This window comes from uncultured Lactobacillus sp. (assembly GCF_947367085.1).
GTDB lineage: Bacteria > Bacillota > Bacilli > Lactobacillales > Lactobacillaceae > Lactobacillus.
In genome coordinates this window covers 30032-47329 of record NZ_CANBCP010000003.1, presented here as the reverse complement: position 1 = coordinate 47329, position 17298 = coordinate 30032, and the positions used below count along the sequence as shown (strand labels likewise).

13 protein-coding genes are annotated in these 17298 nt (G+C 35.9%); all 13 read right to left on the bottom strand.

What is annotated here, in order from left to right; translation table 11 throughout:
* Nucleotides 1-35: 35 nt before the first annotated feature.
* Complete coding sequence (locus Q0Y70_RS01010) at nt 36-1229, bottom strand: MFS transporter (protein WP_297815454.1); 1194 nt, start codon at nt 1227-1229, stop codon at nt 36-38.
* Between the two features lie 22 nt (nt 1230-1251).
* Nucleotides 1252-2148 (bottom strand): alpha/beta hydrolase, encoded by an 897-nt coding sequence (locus tag Q0Y70_RS01005; protein ID WP_297815452.1) that lies wholly within the window; start codon nt 2146-2148, stop codon nt 1252-1254.
* A 113-nt stretch (nt 2149-2261) separates the two neighbouring features.
* On the bottom strand, nt 2262-3122 hold the full coding sequence (locus Q0Y70_RS01000) for an AraC family transcriptional regulator (protein ID WP_297815450.1): 861 nt from the start codon (nt 3120-3122) through the stop codon (nt 2262-2264).
* 2 nt (nt 3123-3124) lie between these two features.
* Nucleotides 3125-4030 carry an ROK family protein gene (locus Q0Y70_RS00995; RefSeq protein ID WP_297815448.1) on the bottom strand — a complete coding sequence of 302 codons (906 nt, stop codon included), beginning with the start codon at nt 4028-4030 and terminating at the stop codon, nt 3125-3127.
* 136 nt (nt 4031-4166) lie between these two features.
* Complete coding sequence (locus Q0Y70_RS00990) at nt 4167-5237, bottom strand: BMP family protein (RefSeq protein WP_297815446.1); 1071 nt, start codon at nt 5235-5237, stop codon at nt 4167-4169.
* Between the two features lie 160 nt (nt 5238-5397).
* Nucleotides 5398-6342: a phosphate/phosphite/phosphonate ABC transporter substrate-binding protein gene (locus Q0Y70_RS00985; RefSeq protein ID WP_297815444.1), complete on the bottom strand. Its 945-nt coding sequence runs from the start codon at nt 6340-6342 to the stop codon at nt 5398-5400.
* A 230-nt stretch (nt 6343-6572) separates the two neighbouring features.
* Nucleotides 6573-7490 (bottom strand): prenyltransferase, encoded by a 918-nt coding sequence (locus tag Q0Y70_RS00980; protein WP_297815442.1) that lies wholly within the window; start codon nt 7488-7490, stop codon nt 6573-6575.
* A gap of 22 nt (nt 7491-7512) precedes the next feature.
* On the bottom strand, nt 7513-9258 hold the full coding sequence (cydC, locus tag Q0Y70_RS00975; protein WP_297815440.1) for a thiol reductant ABC exporter subunit CydC: 1746 nt from the start codon (nt 9256-9258) through the stop codon (nt 7513-7515).
* Complete coding sequence (gene cydD, locus Q0Y70_RS00970; protein WP_297815437.1) at nt 9255-11066, bottom strand: thiol reductant ABC exporter subunit CydD; 1812 nt, start codon at nt 11064-11066, stop codon at nt 9255-9257. The genes cydC and cydD overlap by 4 nt, the downstream gene beginning before the upstream one ends.
* Nucleotides 11067-11086: 20 nt before the next feature.
* Nucleotides 11087-12109 (bottom strand): cytochrome d ubiquinol oxidase subunit II, encoded by a 1023-nt coding sequence (cydB, locus tag Q0Y70_RS00965; protein ID WP_297815435.1) that lies wholly within the window; start codon nt 12107-12109, stop codon nt 11087-11089.
* Nucleotides 12109-13500, bottom strand: coding sequence for a cytochrome ubiquinol oxidase subunit I (locus tag Q0Y70_RS00960; protein WP_297815432.1), 1392 nt, complete (start codon nt 13498-13500; stop codon nt 12109-12111). Before Q0Y70_RS00960 ends, cydB begins: the two co-directional genes overlap by 1 nt.
* Nucleotides 13501-13758: 258 nt before the next feature.
* Nucleotides 13759-16095, bottom strand: a complete 2337-nt coding sequence (locus Q0Y70_RS00955) for an ABC transporter ATP-binding protein/permease (protein ID WP_297815429.1) — start codon at nt 16093-16095, stop codon at nt 13759-13761.
* Nucleotides 16096-16118: 23 nt separating this feature from the next.
* Complete coding sequence (locus Q0Y70_RS00950) at nt 16119-17237, bottom strand: YdcF family protein (RefSeq protein ID WP_297815426.1); 1119 nt, start codon at nt 17235-17237, stop codon at nt 16119-16121.
* Between the last annotated feature and the right edge of the window lie 61 nt (nt 17238-17298).

The following is a 17298-nucleotide window of genomic DNA, read 5'->3' as shown; positions in this document are numbered from 1 at the left end:
AGATTCTACTTTTTTATATACTATGATTAAATTTTCTATGCTTTTTGAGTTTTAGCACTAACTTGTTTTTTATGAACACGTAGATAGTGGATGAATGCATAAGCAGTAAAGCAGGCAAAGAAGATTGACACAAGAATAAATGCCATTTTAGCGTTTGGTGCAATAGCGTTGATAAACATTGGTGAAATAGCACATCCCACGTTAACTAAAACCAAAACAATTGTCGTAGCTAAGTTAACTGAGTTTTCCGGAGCTGACCAATCAAGCCAGTTATACATGTAAGGTACGGCCAAGCCAAAGCCAATACCTAAAATTAAGTTCCCAAGTGCTAAGATTGCAAAGTTATTGGCAAAAGTAATTAGTAACATCCCAATCGTTACAATTGAAAAGCCAACCGGGAAGATCTTATCGTGTAACTTCTTAAAGAAGAAGCCAAATGATGCCCCAACGGGGATGTTGACTAAGTTCAAAATACCAGTAAGTAGTGATAATTCACTGATCGTACCTAATTTTTCTTGAACGACTAAAGCAGGTAACTTAAATGAAACAGGCATGTAGAACATAAAGATGAAGAACATCAAGACAGCAATTAAAATCACTTTACCATTTACTGTTTGCTTTGGTTTAGCGTGTTTTTGTTCATTCGATAGGCGTTTTGGTTTTGGAAGTGGAACAAAGAGTGTAAATAAAATTAATACAGGGATTACTAAAAAGTAAATTGCAAATGCAGCATGCCAAGAAATTGTTACTAACCAGCTAATTAGAAATGACGCAATCGCTGCACCAAGTCCGCCCATTACATTTTGAAAACCGACCATCGTAGCTAGTTTTTCTTCATTATCACCATAAAATTGTGGAATCAAACTAACTGCAAGTGAGTTGAATAATCCAATCCCAAAGCCAATCAAGAAGCGTGAAGCTAAAATCAAACTATAAGCTGTCGCATACATTGGAAAGGTACCTGCAAGTAAGGTGATGATTAAACCAGCTAAGATCGTGATTTTTTCTCCTAAAAATCTAATCAAAAATGGGCTGATCAATAAACCAATTACGATTCCGATATTTGGAATTGTTGCTAAAGTTTCAACGCCTGCGCGATCAACACCAGCAAAAGCGTGATACATCAATGGCAGAGCCGGTGAAATAGCCGGTGCCATCATCAAAAAGATTGAAATCGATAGTAATGAAATCTTAAAGATCAGATGATCCTGCGTTCTTTTTCCTTTCATTTTGAATTCCTCCCATCAAAACCTACTTAACCATATGCTTTTTGAAGAATTCCGCCTCTTCATCATTAGCTTGCTTAGCTAATTCGTCTTTTTGATTAATTAAGAAAACGTGTGGTTCGGGATGATCGTCATCGCCCCAAGATTTTTGGATAACTTCAATTCCTTTAGCTCTTAAAAAGCCATCCAATCTTACACTGCAATCATGAATAAAGTCTTGGTTAGCAGTTGAAATAAAGGTTGGTAAGAAGTCTGAAGTAATGTATTTTTCAACGTTTAAGAGATCGCGAACTTTTTCATCTTTTAGTAGATCTTCAGTAAAGTAAGCTTGTGTAGCTCCACTGATCATGCCTTTATCCAGCATAAAAGTAGCTGGGCTGTTCAGGGCTACTGCTCTAAAAGCTAAGTCAGGAAGTTGATAGCCAAACTTTTTACGGTAGTCTGGATTAGTTAAAATCGTCGTATATTGTTCCGCCATTTGACCACCAGCAGAATCGCCAATCAAGAAAACATTATTTTTGTCTAAATTATATTCATCAGCATGTTGTGCAACCCAGTGAATATATGCATTTACTTGATCTAATTCCTTAGGAAATTGAACTTCGGGGCCTAATTTATAGTTAGGATTTACAAAAGCAAAGCCACGTTTAGCCATTCCTAAACCATAAAATTGATAGGTTTCTTTTGTCCCATAAACCCAGCCACCACCGTGAATGTTGATAATGATAGGTATTTTACCATTTATGTTTTTGGGCAAGTACAAGTCAAGTAAGTTCCATTTCGGATCGTCACCGTATTGAATATCATCAATTCTTTTAACTTCAGGTATATCGTGTGCCAGGCCTTCGTCACGTTTGTCATCGCTAGCTTTCCAGCTAGTGCGTATTTCTTTTACTGCTTCTAAAACTTTTTCATCAGCCATTTTGAATCCCCCTCAAGATAAGTTGTTTTACTGAATTCGCTTACATTATAAGGAAAATAGGATAAGAAAAAACAGACCAATCTTAACCATTAATTGGCGCTGATTGATCTGTTTTATATATTTTCTTGCTTCAGTTCGGAAGCACTTTTGCCATATAGGCGCTTAAAAGCACGATTCATTGTCCGTACTCCTGAAAAACCGTTATTGATTGCAGTAGTAGTTAGATTAGTTTTTTTGGTAGTTAAGTCATAATGAGCATGTTGGGCACGGACATTTCCAATATAAGTATCTACCGTCATATCCATTTGTTTTTTGAAAAAGCGGGCAAGATATTCTTGTGAAATATTTGCTTTGTGAGCGATATCGGCCAAATTAATTGGTTCTTGATAATGGTTGTTAACGTATTGGGTAATAAACTGAAGGCGATTAATTACGTAGACTTTGCGCTCGTTGAGATTTTCTTTGGGCTTTTTGATGGTGAAATCACGCAACAAAATTGTTAGAGCTTGGAGGATAATGTTTTGCTCGGCCAAGTATTTAAAGTCAGAATCGGTGAAATATAGACTGACAAATTGACCAAGTAACCCTTGTAGCTTGCTATAGCTAAGTTTTTGCTGGCTGGTAAAGTAGGTGGAATCATTGATTTGGATAATTTGCTTATCAATTGATGGATAAAGATGAGACACATACTCATATGGAAAAATAATCGATAAAGCCAAATCGTCAGGATGAGAAAAATTGCGAATACTGTGAATTTCCTGGCTGTTGACTACTAAGATTTTGCCAGACTTAGATGAATAATGTGTTTTATTAATTAAAAAATCGTTGATCTTACCCTGTATTACGTAACTTAATTCAATTCCGCGATGCCAGTGAGGTGCAATGTATTGATCGCCTTGTCGATGGTGAAAAACATAATACCAGACAGGTAATGGGTCGACGGGGATGACTACCTCATGCAATTGCTTGGTCATAGTTATAGTTTTTCTCCGTTAACATGCAGTAATAAGTTATATAGAGCTCCGTATAAGTTAGCATCATTTTTGAATTTTGCTTCGAGAATTTGCGGACGGGTGAAGGTGACACGGATAATTTCATTTTCATTCAAGATTTTATCGTATGCACGATTAATACCTTTGATGACAGCGCTTTGAGCAGAAATACCGCCGCCAATTGCAATCGCATCTAAATCAACTACAGCTTGAATATCAATAATAATTGCGGCCACGCGTTTGCAAAATGTGTTAAAGATTTCAACAGCTTCTTTGTTATTATCGTTGATAGCCTTAAAAGCTGCTAGGCCATCAGTTAAATCAGCATTTGCTAGCTTAGTATTAATTTCTTTGATCATTTGAACAGCTGAAGCATAACCTCCGGCAAATCCGCCAAAACTAGGAGCATTTAAGTCTAATTGAAGAAAGCTTAATTCACCAGCTTGAAAGTGTGCACCGTTAAGCAGTTGACCATTAACGATGATTCCACCGCCAACGCCAGTACCTAAAGTAATCGCAGCACAGTTTTGCATATCTTTAAGGCTGCCTAGCCAATTTTCCGCTAAAACACTAGCTTTTCCATCATTGATAACTGCAATGGGTACATTATATTTTTGATAGCGTGTAGCAAAGTCAATTCCGTCCAAAAATGGGAGAGCTCCACCGAAATGGATTTTAGTATGGGCAATTTTGCCAGGTGCACAAAAGGCAATGCCTTTAATATCTTTTTTGACATATTTTTTTACAATTTGGTCAATATTATCCAAAAATTGATCTTTTTCGTGTGAGGTTTTGATTTTGCCTTGTTCGATAATTTGACCAGCATTATTTAGTTCAGCATATTTAACGTTTGTACCACCAATATCAATACTTAAATAATTATTTTTCATGGTTAGTATCTCCTTTATTAGCGCTTTCATTAATCATTTTATGGAAAAGAACCCTTGATAACAAGTCAAATATTGATCTTTGGTAAGCTTTAAAATGACAAAAAAGAAGATTCCGCTTTGAGAATCTTCTTCAATGCTATAATTTGATTTTTTTATCAATAATATCTTGCTTAGCTTTTTGAGAGGTGATCCAGACGTGGGTTGGAATATCGGAATTATGTACTAAATAAACACCATCATTAGCTAAGTTATATTGGAGATTTCTACCTTTCGGAAAGCTTTTTTGATAAGTTTGAGAAGCAATATCGTTAATTGCTAGATCAATGCGGCTAACTACACTAGTTAAAGTAAAGTTCGCTTCTTGGCCGCCTTTGGCTTGGTAATTGCCCAGATTAGACTGGTTGGGGTCGACGCCGATAACCCAGACTTTTTTATTTACAGCATTAGCTTGGTTAATTTGACGAGCAGCTTTGAAGACGCCGCTGCCTGCTTTCCCAGCCGCATGAAAAATGATATCAGCTTTTTTATTATACATATCTTGAGCTAGATCTTGAGTTTTATTGATATTAGAAAAGCTGTTACTATATTGAGTTAAAATTTGAATATTTCGATGGTGTTTTTTTGCAGTATCTTTGATGCCTTTTTTAAAGCCTTGTTCAAACTGAATCACGCTCTTAGTCCGCATCCCGCCAATAAAGCCAATTGTTTTAGTTTTAGTCATTTCGCAAGCTATTACACCGGCTAAATAAGCGCCTTGCTTAGTATTGAAGTTAGCAGTGGCGACATTTTTAAGGTGATGGGTGGAAGAATTGATTAAAACATAATTTTTCTTAGGATATTTTTTCGCAGCTGTTAAGATAGGAGATTGCAGATTTGATCCCACACCAAAAATCGTATTAAATGGTGAGCGGCTAACTTTGTCGACTAAGGAAGTTATTTGATTATTATTGTCCGCTGAAAAGAGTTCATAACCTTGAGGACCTTCACTTAGGCTGTGATTATGAGCATATTTTTTAATTCCTTGCCAGGCTGACTCATTAAAAGAATCATCGTCAACGCCAGAATTATCAGTAATTAAGGCAACTGTTTTTTGACTTGTTTGAGAGTTAGTACTAGGGGCAGCTGACTTAGCAGAACATGCAGTAAGGCCGCTAACAACGAGGGTAATAAGAGTAATTTTTGAAAAAAGATGCATGAATTTTACCATGCTACATCCTCCATGAAAGTAATGATTATAGATTAACCTAGCAATCTAAATTATTTTTGTCAATTAAAGTAAAGAAAAGAGGCCTAATTTGGCCTCTTTATGTTATATGTTGGATTATTTTGTAGTGGAGAATAGTAAAAAATAAAAATTGAGAATTTAATTATTTCTTGTCTTGGACCTTGTTGAGGACTTTTTGGTATTTTCTAATTGTGTTGAAATCGGAATCGGTAGCATCAGTGTAACCGTAGTGGTTGTAGATGTTTTCGATAATCTTATTACCTTCTTTTGACTTAGCAATGTTCTTAAATGCTTTTGCAACTTTCTTTCTGAAAGCTGGACTCATATCACTTCTAACGGAAATGGTATCGTTTGGAATCCATTGAGTGAAGTAGATAGGAACCACATCTTTCATAACTTTAGGTTCATCTTTGGCGGCAATTGGACGAGCATCAGCAAATACAAATGCGGCATCAACATCGCCATTATAGACAGACAATACTGCTTGGTCAGCACCCTTGATTTGAGTTATTTTACAATCTTTTAAGACGTTAAGGCCTTTTTGGTAAAGTTCGACAATTGGAAAGACATATCCAGATGAAGAAGTTGGATCCATTACGCCGATTGACTTACCTTTTAGATCTTTCCAGGATTTGATACCGGAACCTTTTTTAACGATAACCATAGCACGGTATTCGTGCATTAATTTTTTGTTTACCTTGCCGCTTGGTTCATCATAACCATAACGTTCGGCTTGAAGTAAAACATCAGCAACTTTGCGCTTGTGGGCTAGCACATATGCATCAGGCGGTAAGAAGCCGACATCAACTTTTTTTGAAGCCATTCCTTCAACTAAGCCATTGTAGTCAGTAGAAACTGTTACATGAACTGGCATGTGGAGTTGCTTTTTGAGCAACCCTTCAAGTGGCTTGGCCTTGGCTTCAATTTTGTTAGCTTGCGAACTTGGGACAAATTGAACGTTCAATTCTTTTGGTGTAAATGATTTTGAATTAGAACTACTTGACTTAGATGCTCCATTGGAACAAGCTGCCGCAAGTCCAGCTGTGAGGACTAATAAGGCACTAACGAGAACTTTTTTGATCTTCATCTTTAGTATTCAAACTCCTTGTAAAAAACTCTAATGATGTTGACTCTTTAGTTATACTAAAAAACAACTGATTAATCAATAAAAAATATGAACAATTTTTAGTTAATTAGTAAAAATTGTACGTATAAAGCATAAGAATTCAAATGATATTTGATATATAAAACAAAAAAGCACATGATTTAAGAACAATAATCATGTGCCTTTAAAAACATTATTTTAAATTTTTGTATTTAATGAAGATTAAAAATAATCCCAATTAAGAATCCGAGCGCTTCGCTAATAAATAGAGCCTGGGTATTTTGGACAACTCTAGGAAACGAAGTGCGTTTATTTTGGACTTTCCAAAGAAAGCGCATATTTTTAATGATCAGCGGGATGCAGAATAAGATCAATAAAACTGACCAAGGCAAAACCCGGATTAAAACTGCCCAGATAGTTAAGCCGTATCCCAAACAATAGTTAAAGACGAACAAGTAAACTCCACCTTTAATGCCAATATAAGAAACTAAGGTATGACGACCATTAGCGATATCTGCCTTGTAATCACATAAATTATTACCTAAGAGCAATGTATAATTGCAGATTTCGGGAATTCCGGCTGCTAGAATAATTGGACCGACAAAGCCCCAAGTAAATGGCATCGGATAGACATTGATATAAACCATAACTAACATAATTCCTAAGCCCATCGCAAATTCAGCAGCTAATTCGCCAAAGGGACCAGATGAGATTGTGTGGTCACCGGTTGAATAAAAAATTGCAATAGCATAGCAAATAATTCCAATGATCCAAATCCAGTAATTAGTTTGATAGCCAATAAGAAACGCACAGACGGCTGAAATGGTAAATAAAACGATTGAGAACCATTTAACGCTGTTAGGAGATAAATTATACTTACCGATCGGATTCTTCTTATGATCGCCAGTTTTTGCAGCTTTTTCGCGCTTATAATCCCAATAGCCATCATTTACATTCATGAAAATTTGTAAAACGATAGTCGCAATTACCATTTCAATTAAAGGTGCAACTCTAAAAGTTTGGTAATTGTACCAGGTGTACATAATTCCTAATAAAACAGGAATAATTGAATTAAAAAGAGTTCGTGGTTCAACTAGCTCATAGTAACCTTGCTTAGCTGATGTTGACATTAATTAATACTTCTTTCTGTTATTAAAGTGATCCTTGATCCATTAGATACAAGTTATGGAAATGCTGATTAGTTTTAAATAATTCATGAGGATTGCCGCTCATTTCAACAACTCCGTCTTTGAAAAACAAGACTTGATCAATATATTTCATCCCTTGTAAATGGTGGGTAATCCATATAACAGTTTTATCCTTTAAGACATTAAAAACAAGTTTTAATAATTTTTGTTCAGTTAAAGGATCTAATCCTACTGTAGGTTCATCAAGTAGCACAATTGGAGCATCTTGTAATAAGACTCTTGCTAATGCTAAGCGCTGCTTTTGTCCTCCTGAAAATCTTGCTCCTGCTTCAGCAACTTGAGTGTCTAGCTTATCTGGGAGATTTTTAACAAAATCAGCTAACTGAACCTTTTCTAAAGCAGCCATCATATCGTCAGCAGTCGCCTTCTTATTAGCCATTTTTAGGTTCTCGTAGATACTTGTGTTGAACAAAAATGGTTCTTGATTAAGCACTGAAAATAGTTTTGCCCGTTCATCTTGAAGCATGCGGACATCAATATTATTTAATTCCACGCTACCTTTTTGTGGAGCTAAATCACCTAGTACTAGTTGTAAAATAGTACTTTTGCCGGCTCCTGAAGGTCCGACTAAAGCAGCTTTTTGACCTTTTTTAAGCTTTAAAGAAAAATCTTTAATGATTGGCTGATCTTCACCAGGATAAGTAAAGCCAACATTGCTAACAGTTAGATCGTCAAAATCAGCAGGATTCAGGCTGACTTGTTTTGACAAGACTTCTTTTTTGGGATGCATTTCATTTAGTCGCTTAACTGAATCGCTATAAGTATGCCATTCCTCAGTTCCTTGTGCGACAGGAATAAAAGCATCTGATAAAGGAAATAGTGCTAATACTACAGCACCAACATAGTTAGCTGCTTCTTGGTTGTAAGTTAGTGACTTATTAGTAAAGTAAAGCAAGGCTACAGCCATCAAACCAAAGATAAATTCCAAAAAGAAATCGCGGGCCCAGTCGAATTCGCCAGATTTTTTCTGATTTTTACCTAGATCGGTAACAGTATGCCTGGTTTGATCATGAAAAGCTTGTTGTCTACCAGAAATTTGCCAATCACCTGCACCTAAAACTTGATCAGTATATTCAGCATAAAGACTTGCCTTTTCGGCTTTTTCTTTACTACGGATAGCAGCTTGTTTAAGTAAAGAAAAGAGGGGAACGAGGAATAATTCTACTAGCAGTAAGATAAATATTACGCCAGCTAAGGGCCAGCTGAATAATCCTAATAAAATTACTGCAAAAAATCCTACCAAGTAGCCTACAATAGCAGGAAAAATAGTTCTTAAGTATAAGTTTTGTAAGTGGCCAATATCTTCAGTTAACAAAGATAATAAGCTGCCTGTTTGGTAGTTAGAACCAACTGCTGAGCTATTTTCTTCAACTATGTTATATAGTCTACGGCGTAGATCACTAGTTACTCTTAAAACCCAGTTATGAGAAACTAGTCGTTCTAAGTAGCGAAAAAGTGGTCGTCCAATCCCAACGGCACGCATTAAAACAATCGGCACATAAATCATAAAAATATTTTCTGGACGAGTTGCGGCTTTATCAATCGTGTAGCCAGCATAAAACATTAAAGCGCCACCGCAGAAAAACATTATTATTCCTAAAAATATTGCTAATAGTAAGACCCACTTATACTTGGCTAAATAGGGCTTAATCCAGCGATCATTTTTCCAAGTTAATTTTTCGTCGTTCATAAAGCACCCTCCTTTAGCGGCTGTGTAAGTTTTCTAAATTGAGTTCCATTTTTAGCTAAGTCAGCTGGCGTACCTTGTTCTACGATTTTGCCATCTTCGATGACTAAGCACCAATCCATATCTTTTAACCAGTGCAATCTGTGGGTGGCAAATAAAACCAAGTGATCTTGCATCAATGGCTGCATTGTTTTTTTAAGTTCATATTCAGTTTCAATGTCAAGGTGGGCAGTTGGTTCATCAAAAAAGAGAATTTTACGCTCTTTAGCTAAAAATGCACGAGCTAATGCAATACGTTGCTTTTGTCCACCCGATATTCCGCGTCCATGTTCACCAACAGGAGTTTCAAGACCTTTTTTCAGACTAGAAATAAAGTTATCAAGGCCTGCTTCATGAACAGCTTGTCTAATTTCTTCATCACTAGCATCAGGTTTATAGAAAGTAATGTTGTTTTTGATTGTGTCAGCAAACATAAAGGGCTCTTGTGGGATATAGGTAAACTGTTTTTGCCAATTCTTTTGATCTAATTGCTCTAACTGAGTGCCGTTGATGGTGAAATTATCTGGCTTTGGATTTGGACTTAAGAATCCGCCGAGCATTCGCATTAGAGTTGTTTTACCAGCTCCAGTTGGACCAATAATTCCTACTTTTTGATAGCCTGTTAGGGATAAATTAATATGACTTAATTCATCAGCATAATGCTTAGTATCTTCTTGTTTTTGCTTGGCAATACCAGTCATTTTGGCATTTTTGTTTACTTTGAATTTATCTTGATTTTCATGGCTGTAAGCAAAAGAAACATCGTTAACTGTTAATTTGCTATCTTGATTCCAAGTAAAATCGGGTAGTTTGTCTTCTTGGGTGGGAGTTTCAAATGATAAAACATCAAACATTTGAGCCATCGCATTTTTGCCGTTTAATGTGGCATGGAAATCATTTCCGAAGTCTCTAATTGGTAAAAAATATTCTGGAGATAAAATCAAGATGATTAAAGAAGGATAGAGGATAAGATTACCATTAATTAAGCCAATTCCTAAAAACATGGCAATCATGGCAATTGATAAAGTGGTAAAAAAGTCCAGAGTAAAAGTTGATAAAATCGCAACTTTTAATACTTTCATCGTTTGCTTACGATAACTCTCACTATTTTTATAAACTACCTGGCTATATTTTTTAGCTAAGCCCAAAACCTTTAAAGTGCCAAGACCTCGCAGAGCATCTACAAAATGATTTTGCAGTTTTACATAGCCAGCATATTGCTTGCTTGCACGAGCTTGAGCGGCCGTTCCTAAAATAATCATAAATAAAATTAATAAAGGAAAGACAAGCAATAAAATCCATCCAGAAAGAGCATTAAGGGTGAAGATATAAACTAATAAAATCCAAGGAATAATCGCTAAAGCAATAATCTTAGGGAAAATAAGTGACAAATAATTAGATACTTCATCCATCCCGTCTAAAAGCATCGCAACTAAGTTACCAGTTCCAACGCGAGAACTTAAGGCAATTCCGCCATGATAAATCTTATCTAATAATTGACTGCGCAATAAGTTAGTTGTGTGGTGAGCATAATGGTTCATATACCATTTTTGAAACCAGGCAATTGCTTGACGCAATAAATACATTAGAAAAAATATTAAGACGTTATAAGCAATGGATGAAAAAGGGTGTCTATGCCAAGAACCAACAATGGCTCGAGCAAGAAAAATACCTTGCCCTAAAATAGCAAATGCTTGCAAGACAGTAAGTCCTGCAAGCATTACTAACATGATCTTGGCTTTTGGTAATTTAAAAAGTCTTTTATCGATCATTAAATATTTACCTCAAAAAATTATTTTTCAGCTTGAACCTTTAAACGACGTCTAAAGACAACGTAAGACCAAATAATGTAAGCTAAGGCAATTGGCAAGCAGATAATCAAAACGATTGTCATTACTTGCAAAGTTAATTGCCCATTAGCAGCATTCTTGATTAATAGTGAGTTAGCTGGATTTTGTGCGATAAGTACGCGAGGGAATAGTCCGTTGAATAATAAAACAACGACGCTGCCCAAAGTTAAGCCACTAGTAATAAATGCCCAAGCTTGGTGGTTAGTTTTGTTGAAGATTTGAGACAAAACAGTAAATACTACAACAGCTAAAGTAATAACTATTGATGAAATAGGACGCTTTTGGAAGAAATCTGTTTGGAAGATTACTAATAAAGCAAAGACGACTTCACCAATGTAAGCAATAATATATAGTTTGTTGTTCAAATCTTGTGCACGTCTACTTAAATCAGGATCGTCAATTCTTAATCTTAAGAAGTTTAAACCATGAATTAAGCAAAGCAATACACCAGCAACACCGGCCACGATTGAGAGCCAGTTTACAATATTCCAAAAGCCTAAACTCATATTTCCAGCAGCATTCATTGGAACACCTTGAATTAGACTACCAAACATCATAGTCAATAAAAATGGTGCAAACAAGCTTCCGAAAAATAAAGCCCAAACCCAGAATCTAAAGCCTTTTACTGTATCAGCGTGTGCGGAAAATTCAAATGAAACTCCACGAATGATTAAAGCAAATAAAGTGAAGAACAATAAAATGTAATATCCACTAAATAAACTTGCATACCAACTTGCAAATGAAGCAAACATCGCACCACCCGCAGTAATTAACCAAACTTCGTTACCGTCCCAGTGAGGCCCAATAGTTTGAATCATTAAACGACGTTCATTATCGTTTCTAGCCAAAATATGGGTAGCCATGCCGACACCATAGTCGAATCCTTCTAGGAAATAGAAGATCACGAACAATAAGCCGATGAGGCCAAACCATAATAATTGTAAAGGTTGAATACCATCAATCATTAGTAGACACCTCCCTCAAGAGCTTTATCGACACCTTTATCAAGCTGCTTCTTGCAGTAGTAAACCATCACTCCACCTAGAGTAGAGAATATCAAGAAGTACATGATATTAGTGAACCATAATTCACCTGTTGTGGTACTTGCAGATACTGAATCAGCAATTGTGAATAGACCATAAACAGTCCATGGGAAACGACCTAATTCAGTAATGAACCAACCACAAGTGTTTGCGATGAATGGGAAGTAGGTAGTAACACCCAATACCCATAAGAACCAACGCTTGTTTTCGATAGTATCTTTTGAAGGACGAGTCCAAATTAGTCCTAAAATTGATACGATAATAAACCAGAGATCAAATCCGGCCATGATACGGAAGGAATAGAATAAAGTCTTAACTGGAACATAGTAGTCCATTCCCTTACCGAATTTACTATCGTATTTCTTATGTAATTCTTTGTTAATTTCATTCATACCCTTAATCGAACCAGTTGTCTTGTGGTAAGTAAGGATAGTTAGAACATCAGGAATTGACCAAGCACCTTTATTTTCATGGTTCTTAGTGTCTAAATCCGCAACGATGTCCCATGGAGCTTTGTCACCAGTAGTTGTGTAAACACCTTCGGTAGCAGCAAACTTCATTGGTTGTTCATGAATTTCAACTTGAGTTTGGTAGTCACCAGCACCTGCTTCGCAGATTGCGGCAATCATACCAATCCATAAAGCCACTCTCATAGACTTCTTGTGGAAGTTAACATCACGCTTTGCAAGTAAGCCAAATGCGGCCATACCAGCGACAACAAATGATGCAGTTACAATCGCACCAATTACTACGTGAGGGAAACAAGCCCATAATTGTGGGTTTGAAACAAGTGCTCCAAAGCTAGCCATTTGAGCTTTGCCACCTTTGATGACAAAGCCAACTGGGTGCTGCATAAATGCATTAGCGGTTAAGATCCAAATAGCACTAAGCATTGAACCTAAAAATGAAATCCAAACTAATGCACAGTGTGCAGCTGGCTTAAATTTATTCCAAGTAAATGTCCAAAGTCCGATGAAAGTAGATTCCATAAAGAAGGCAAGTAAAGCTTCGATTGCCAAAGGAGCACCGAAAATATCACCCATGAATCTAGAATAGTCAGACCAGTTCATTCCGAATTGGAATTCCTGAATCAAACCTGTAACAACACCGACAGCAAAACTGAGGAGATAAATTTTACCCCAGAATTGCGCCATCTTCTTGTAAACTTCGTCCTTCTTAACAACATACATGGTTTCCATGATTGAAACAACTAAGCCCATTCCGATTGAGAATGGTACAAAGAAGAAGTGGAAAACAGTTGTCATTGCAAATTGGAAGCGAGCAAGATCTAACATACTTACGCCCAATAGCATTATTTTCACCCTTTTTCTAAAATATCCAAGTATATAACGCCTGTTACTATTATAATAGTCTTATGTGGAAAGGTTTTCAATTGATTGTATACATATACTAATAAAAAAACACGCCTCGATGATTTTTAGAGGCGTGTCTTTGAAAGTTTGTTATTAATTAAAATGAAAAGTGACATGATGTTACTCGACTTTGAAGTAACACTTTAAGTTTAAAGAAGCATTTAAAAATTTTTTTGTTATTTTGAAAAAAGTCTCCTTCTATTCGCTTCTTAAAGCAATTGCAGCATCTTTTTTCGCTGCCATTTTAGCTGGTAAGTGACCACCAATCATTGTCAAAATAGTAGAAATGATTACTAAAATTATTGCTTGAACCGGATCCAGTTCGGCCACATTATTCATGTCAGTAATATGATATAAGATAACATTAATTGGAAAAGTACATAAGTAGGCAATTATAATGCCCAAAATACCTGAAAAAACACCTAAAATAAATGTTTCTGCATCAAAAACACGGGTAATATCGCGTCTTCTTGCACCTAATGCTTTTAAGACACCAATTTCTTTGGTTCGCTCTAAAACTGATGTGTAAGTTAAAATGCCGATCATAATCATTGAAGTAACTAATGAAATTCCAGCAAATGCCACTAAAACGTAGGTAATACCATTTAATAAACCACCAGTTAATTTAGTAACTGTACCAGACATATCAGTATAAATAATCTGGTCCTTTTTGGCTTTGCCTCTATTCCATTTGTCTAAGTAGTCAAGTACCTTATCTTTAGAATTAAAAGAATTTGGATAAATTAAGATTCCAGTTGGAATGCTTGAGCCGCCCAGGGAAGCTATGAATTGTTGTTTTTGATCTGTATTCATTTCTTGGTTGGTTAAAACATTGGTTGAGCTAGCATTTTGTGCTTGAACAATTTCAGAATTCTTATTTTGGTTGATTACTTCTTTACTTAATTGATCACTATAAGCAATACCGTTATCAAGAAGTGCCATGCGAGTATTGTTTTTAGCGCGAATTACTGCAACTAATTTGATGTTCTTACCGCTATCATACATTGCTTGATCCGGTCTTTTTGGTACAAAGTTACCTGTAGGGAGTTTTTGGTAGTAAGAATTGTTTGGAATCACTTTGAAAGTCTTATTAACAAGCTTATTAAAGTTGATCTTTTGACCGTCTTTGACTTTTAGGCCTATATTTTTAAGAGCATTTAAATTAGCTTCGTTTTTGTTATTTAAGACTAATACTACGTCATTTTTATTACTTGGCCACTTGCCAGCTAAGAGTTGATAGTTATCTTTTAAAAATGAACCTTGCTTTTTATCTAATGAATTAGGAAAAGTATTGGTATTAATACCCACGCTTGCCATTCCTTGAGCTTGTGCTTGAGCCATTGAGTTTGTGTCACTAGCTGAATTTGAGAACTGAACTCGAGAAATCTTGCCATTATTATTAGCTAAAAGATTAAGCTGGGTGCCGCGAATAAAGGAAATATTATTGGCATATTTGGGATTAATCTTTTTAACGTAATTGACATAGCTTTGACTAATTTTATTTTGGTGGGTATTTTTCTCATTGTCTGGAATTGCCGCTGTGAGATAGCCACGATTTTTAACATTCTTATCTGACTCTTTGCGAGAACTTGCACTGCTAATATCAGTTGCTGTTTGGGAAATTGATATTGGAAACTTAGCTAGTGTTTTGCTTTGAGTGGCATTGATTTGCTTTTGAAAACCGTGCGATAAGGCTAAGACAATGGCAATTCCAATGATCCCAATACTAGAAGCAAACGCGGTTAAAAACGTCCGACCTTTTTTAGTCATAATATTGGTAAAGCTGAGTTTAAGCGCATTCCAATAAGACATCTTGGTCTTAATTAATTTGAAGCTGTCTTTGGGCTCTTTTTCTGGGGCATAAGGGTCTGAATCAGTCAAAATTTTCCCGTCTTGGAAGTGGACAATTCTTGTGGCATACTCTTTAGCTAACTCCGGATTATGAGTAACCATGATAACGAGCTTATCTTTGCTCAGCTGCTTGATAAGTTGCATGATATCTTCGCTAGTTTTTGTATCTAAAGCACCCGTTGGTTCATCACAAAGTAAAATATCCGGATCATTAGCGATGGCACGAGCAATAGCTACTCTTTGCATTTGACCACCTGATAATTGATTAGGCTTTTTATTAATATGATCGCCTAAACCAACTTTTTTAAGAGCTTCAATTGCTTTTTGATGACGTAATGTAGAGTTAACTCCAGAAAGCGTCATCCCTAATTCAACGTTTTCAATAATTGAAAGATGAGAAATTAAGTTATAGCTTTGGAAAATAAACCCAACAGTATTATTACGGTAAGCATCCCAATCAGTTTGGGTGAAATTCTTAGTAGACTTACCGTTAATGATGATGTCACCTGAGTCATAATGATCTAATCCTCCGATGACATTCAACAGTGTTGTCTTGCCTGAACCACTAGGGCCTAAAATAGCGACAAATTCGTGATTACGAAAGTTTATCGAAACGTCATTCAAAGCATGAGTGACCGTATCACCAACGTGGTAGGTTTTCATTAAATGTTTTAACTGTAACATAGCTATTTCCTTATTTTAAAAAATTAGATCATCCGCCATTTGGCGTTGCCTAATAAAATGATAACTGCTTGGACAATGAAGAACACTGCAATTAGACCAATGATAATAAAATGTCGTTTTTTGTGCATCACGAATACTCCAGCAAATTCACGAATAATTGCATTTGGCAAAAAGTATAAACGTGTTGTTGCACCAACTCCGTTTGCTTTAAGGCCTGCTATTTTGGCATATAACCCAGCCCTAAGTAAATGATAGTTATTTGTAAAAAATTTGGCTTTAAATTTATCACTGCCGAAATCTTCAATGGCGATTCTCTTTGAAAACGCCATATTTTGCTGGGTATTGCGTGATTTATCTTCTAATAAAATAAATTCACTAGGCATACCGTGTTCAATTGCATATTCTTTCATGGCATAAGCTTCAGATACTTTTTCATCTGAGCCTTGACCGCCAGACATGATGATTTTAGGACGTTTTTTTCCTTTATCATATTGCTTATTACTAAAGGCAATCGCCCGATCAATTCGTGCCCCTAACAGACGTGAAACCTTTCTTCCTTGAATTAAACCTGCTCCTAAAACAATTAGATAGTCTTGCTTGTAATGACGCGGAACAAATTGATATAAGAGGAGGTTTATTAAAAAATTATACATGACAATCGCCAAATAAATCGCGATAAAGATTGAAGCTGATAAGATTAAATTCAGCCATTCGGGCATATGGCTGAGTAAACCAATTCTTTCAATAATCCAAATAAAAATCATGCCTAATCCAATAAAAAGAGTCAAAAGATTAGGCAAGGTATGACTTTCATATTTCCACACAAAATAGGCATTCCATAAAAAGAAGACCCAGGAAAAAAGCACCAAAAAGATAATGCCGAACATAATGGCAATTGCAATACTGCCAAAAATATAAGTGAGGGTCGGATTTTTTTGAGAGAAAATTAAAACTGCAAACCAGGCTAAAAAGGTGAGACCAAAAATGGTAAATAAAATTCCATTAATTAACCTTCTCGGCTCAAGTAGCCAAGAAAAGAGGAAAATTGTTAAACTAACAAATAAAAAGATCGATAAGAGGCTTAATTCATTGTGTAAGAAATAAGAAAAAGCACGATCCAGGTGTTGCGAAAAATTGTTCATGGTTATATAGTGTCCTTAAATTCTGTTTCTTTCCATTATAATTTATATACTGAGATTTTAA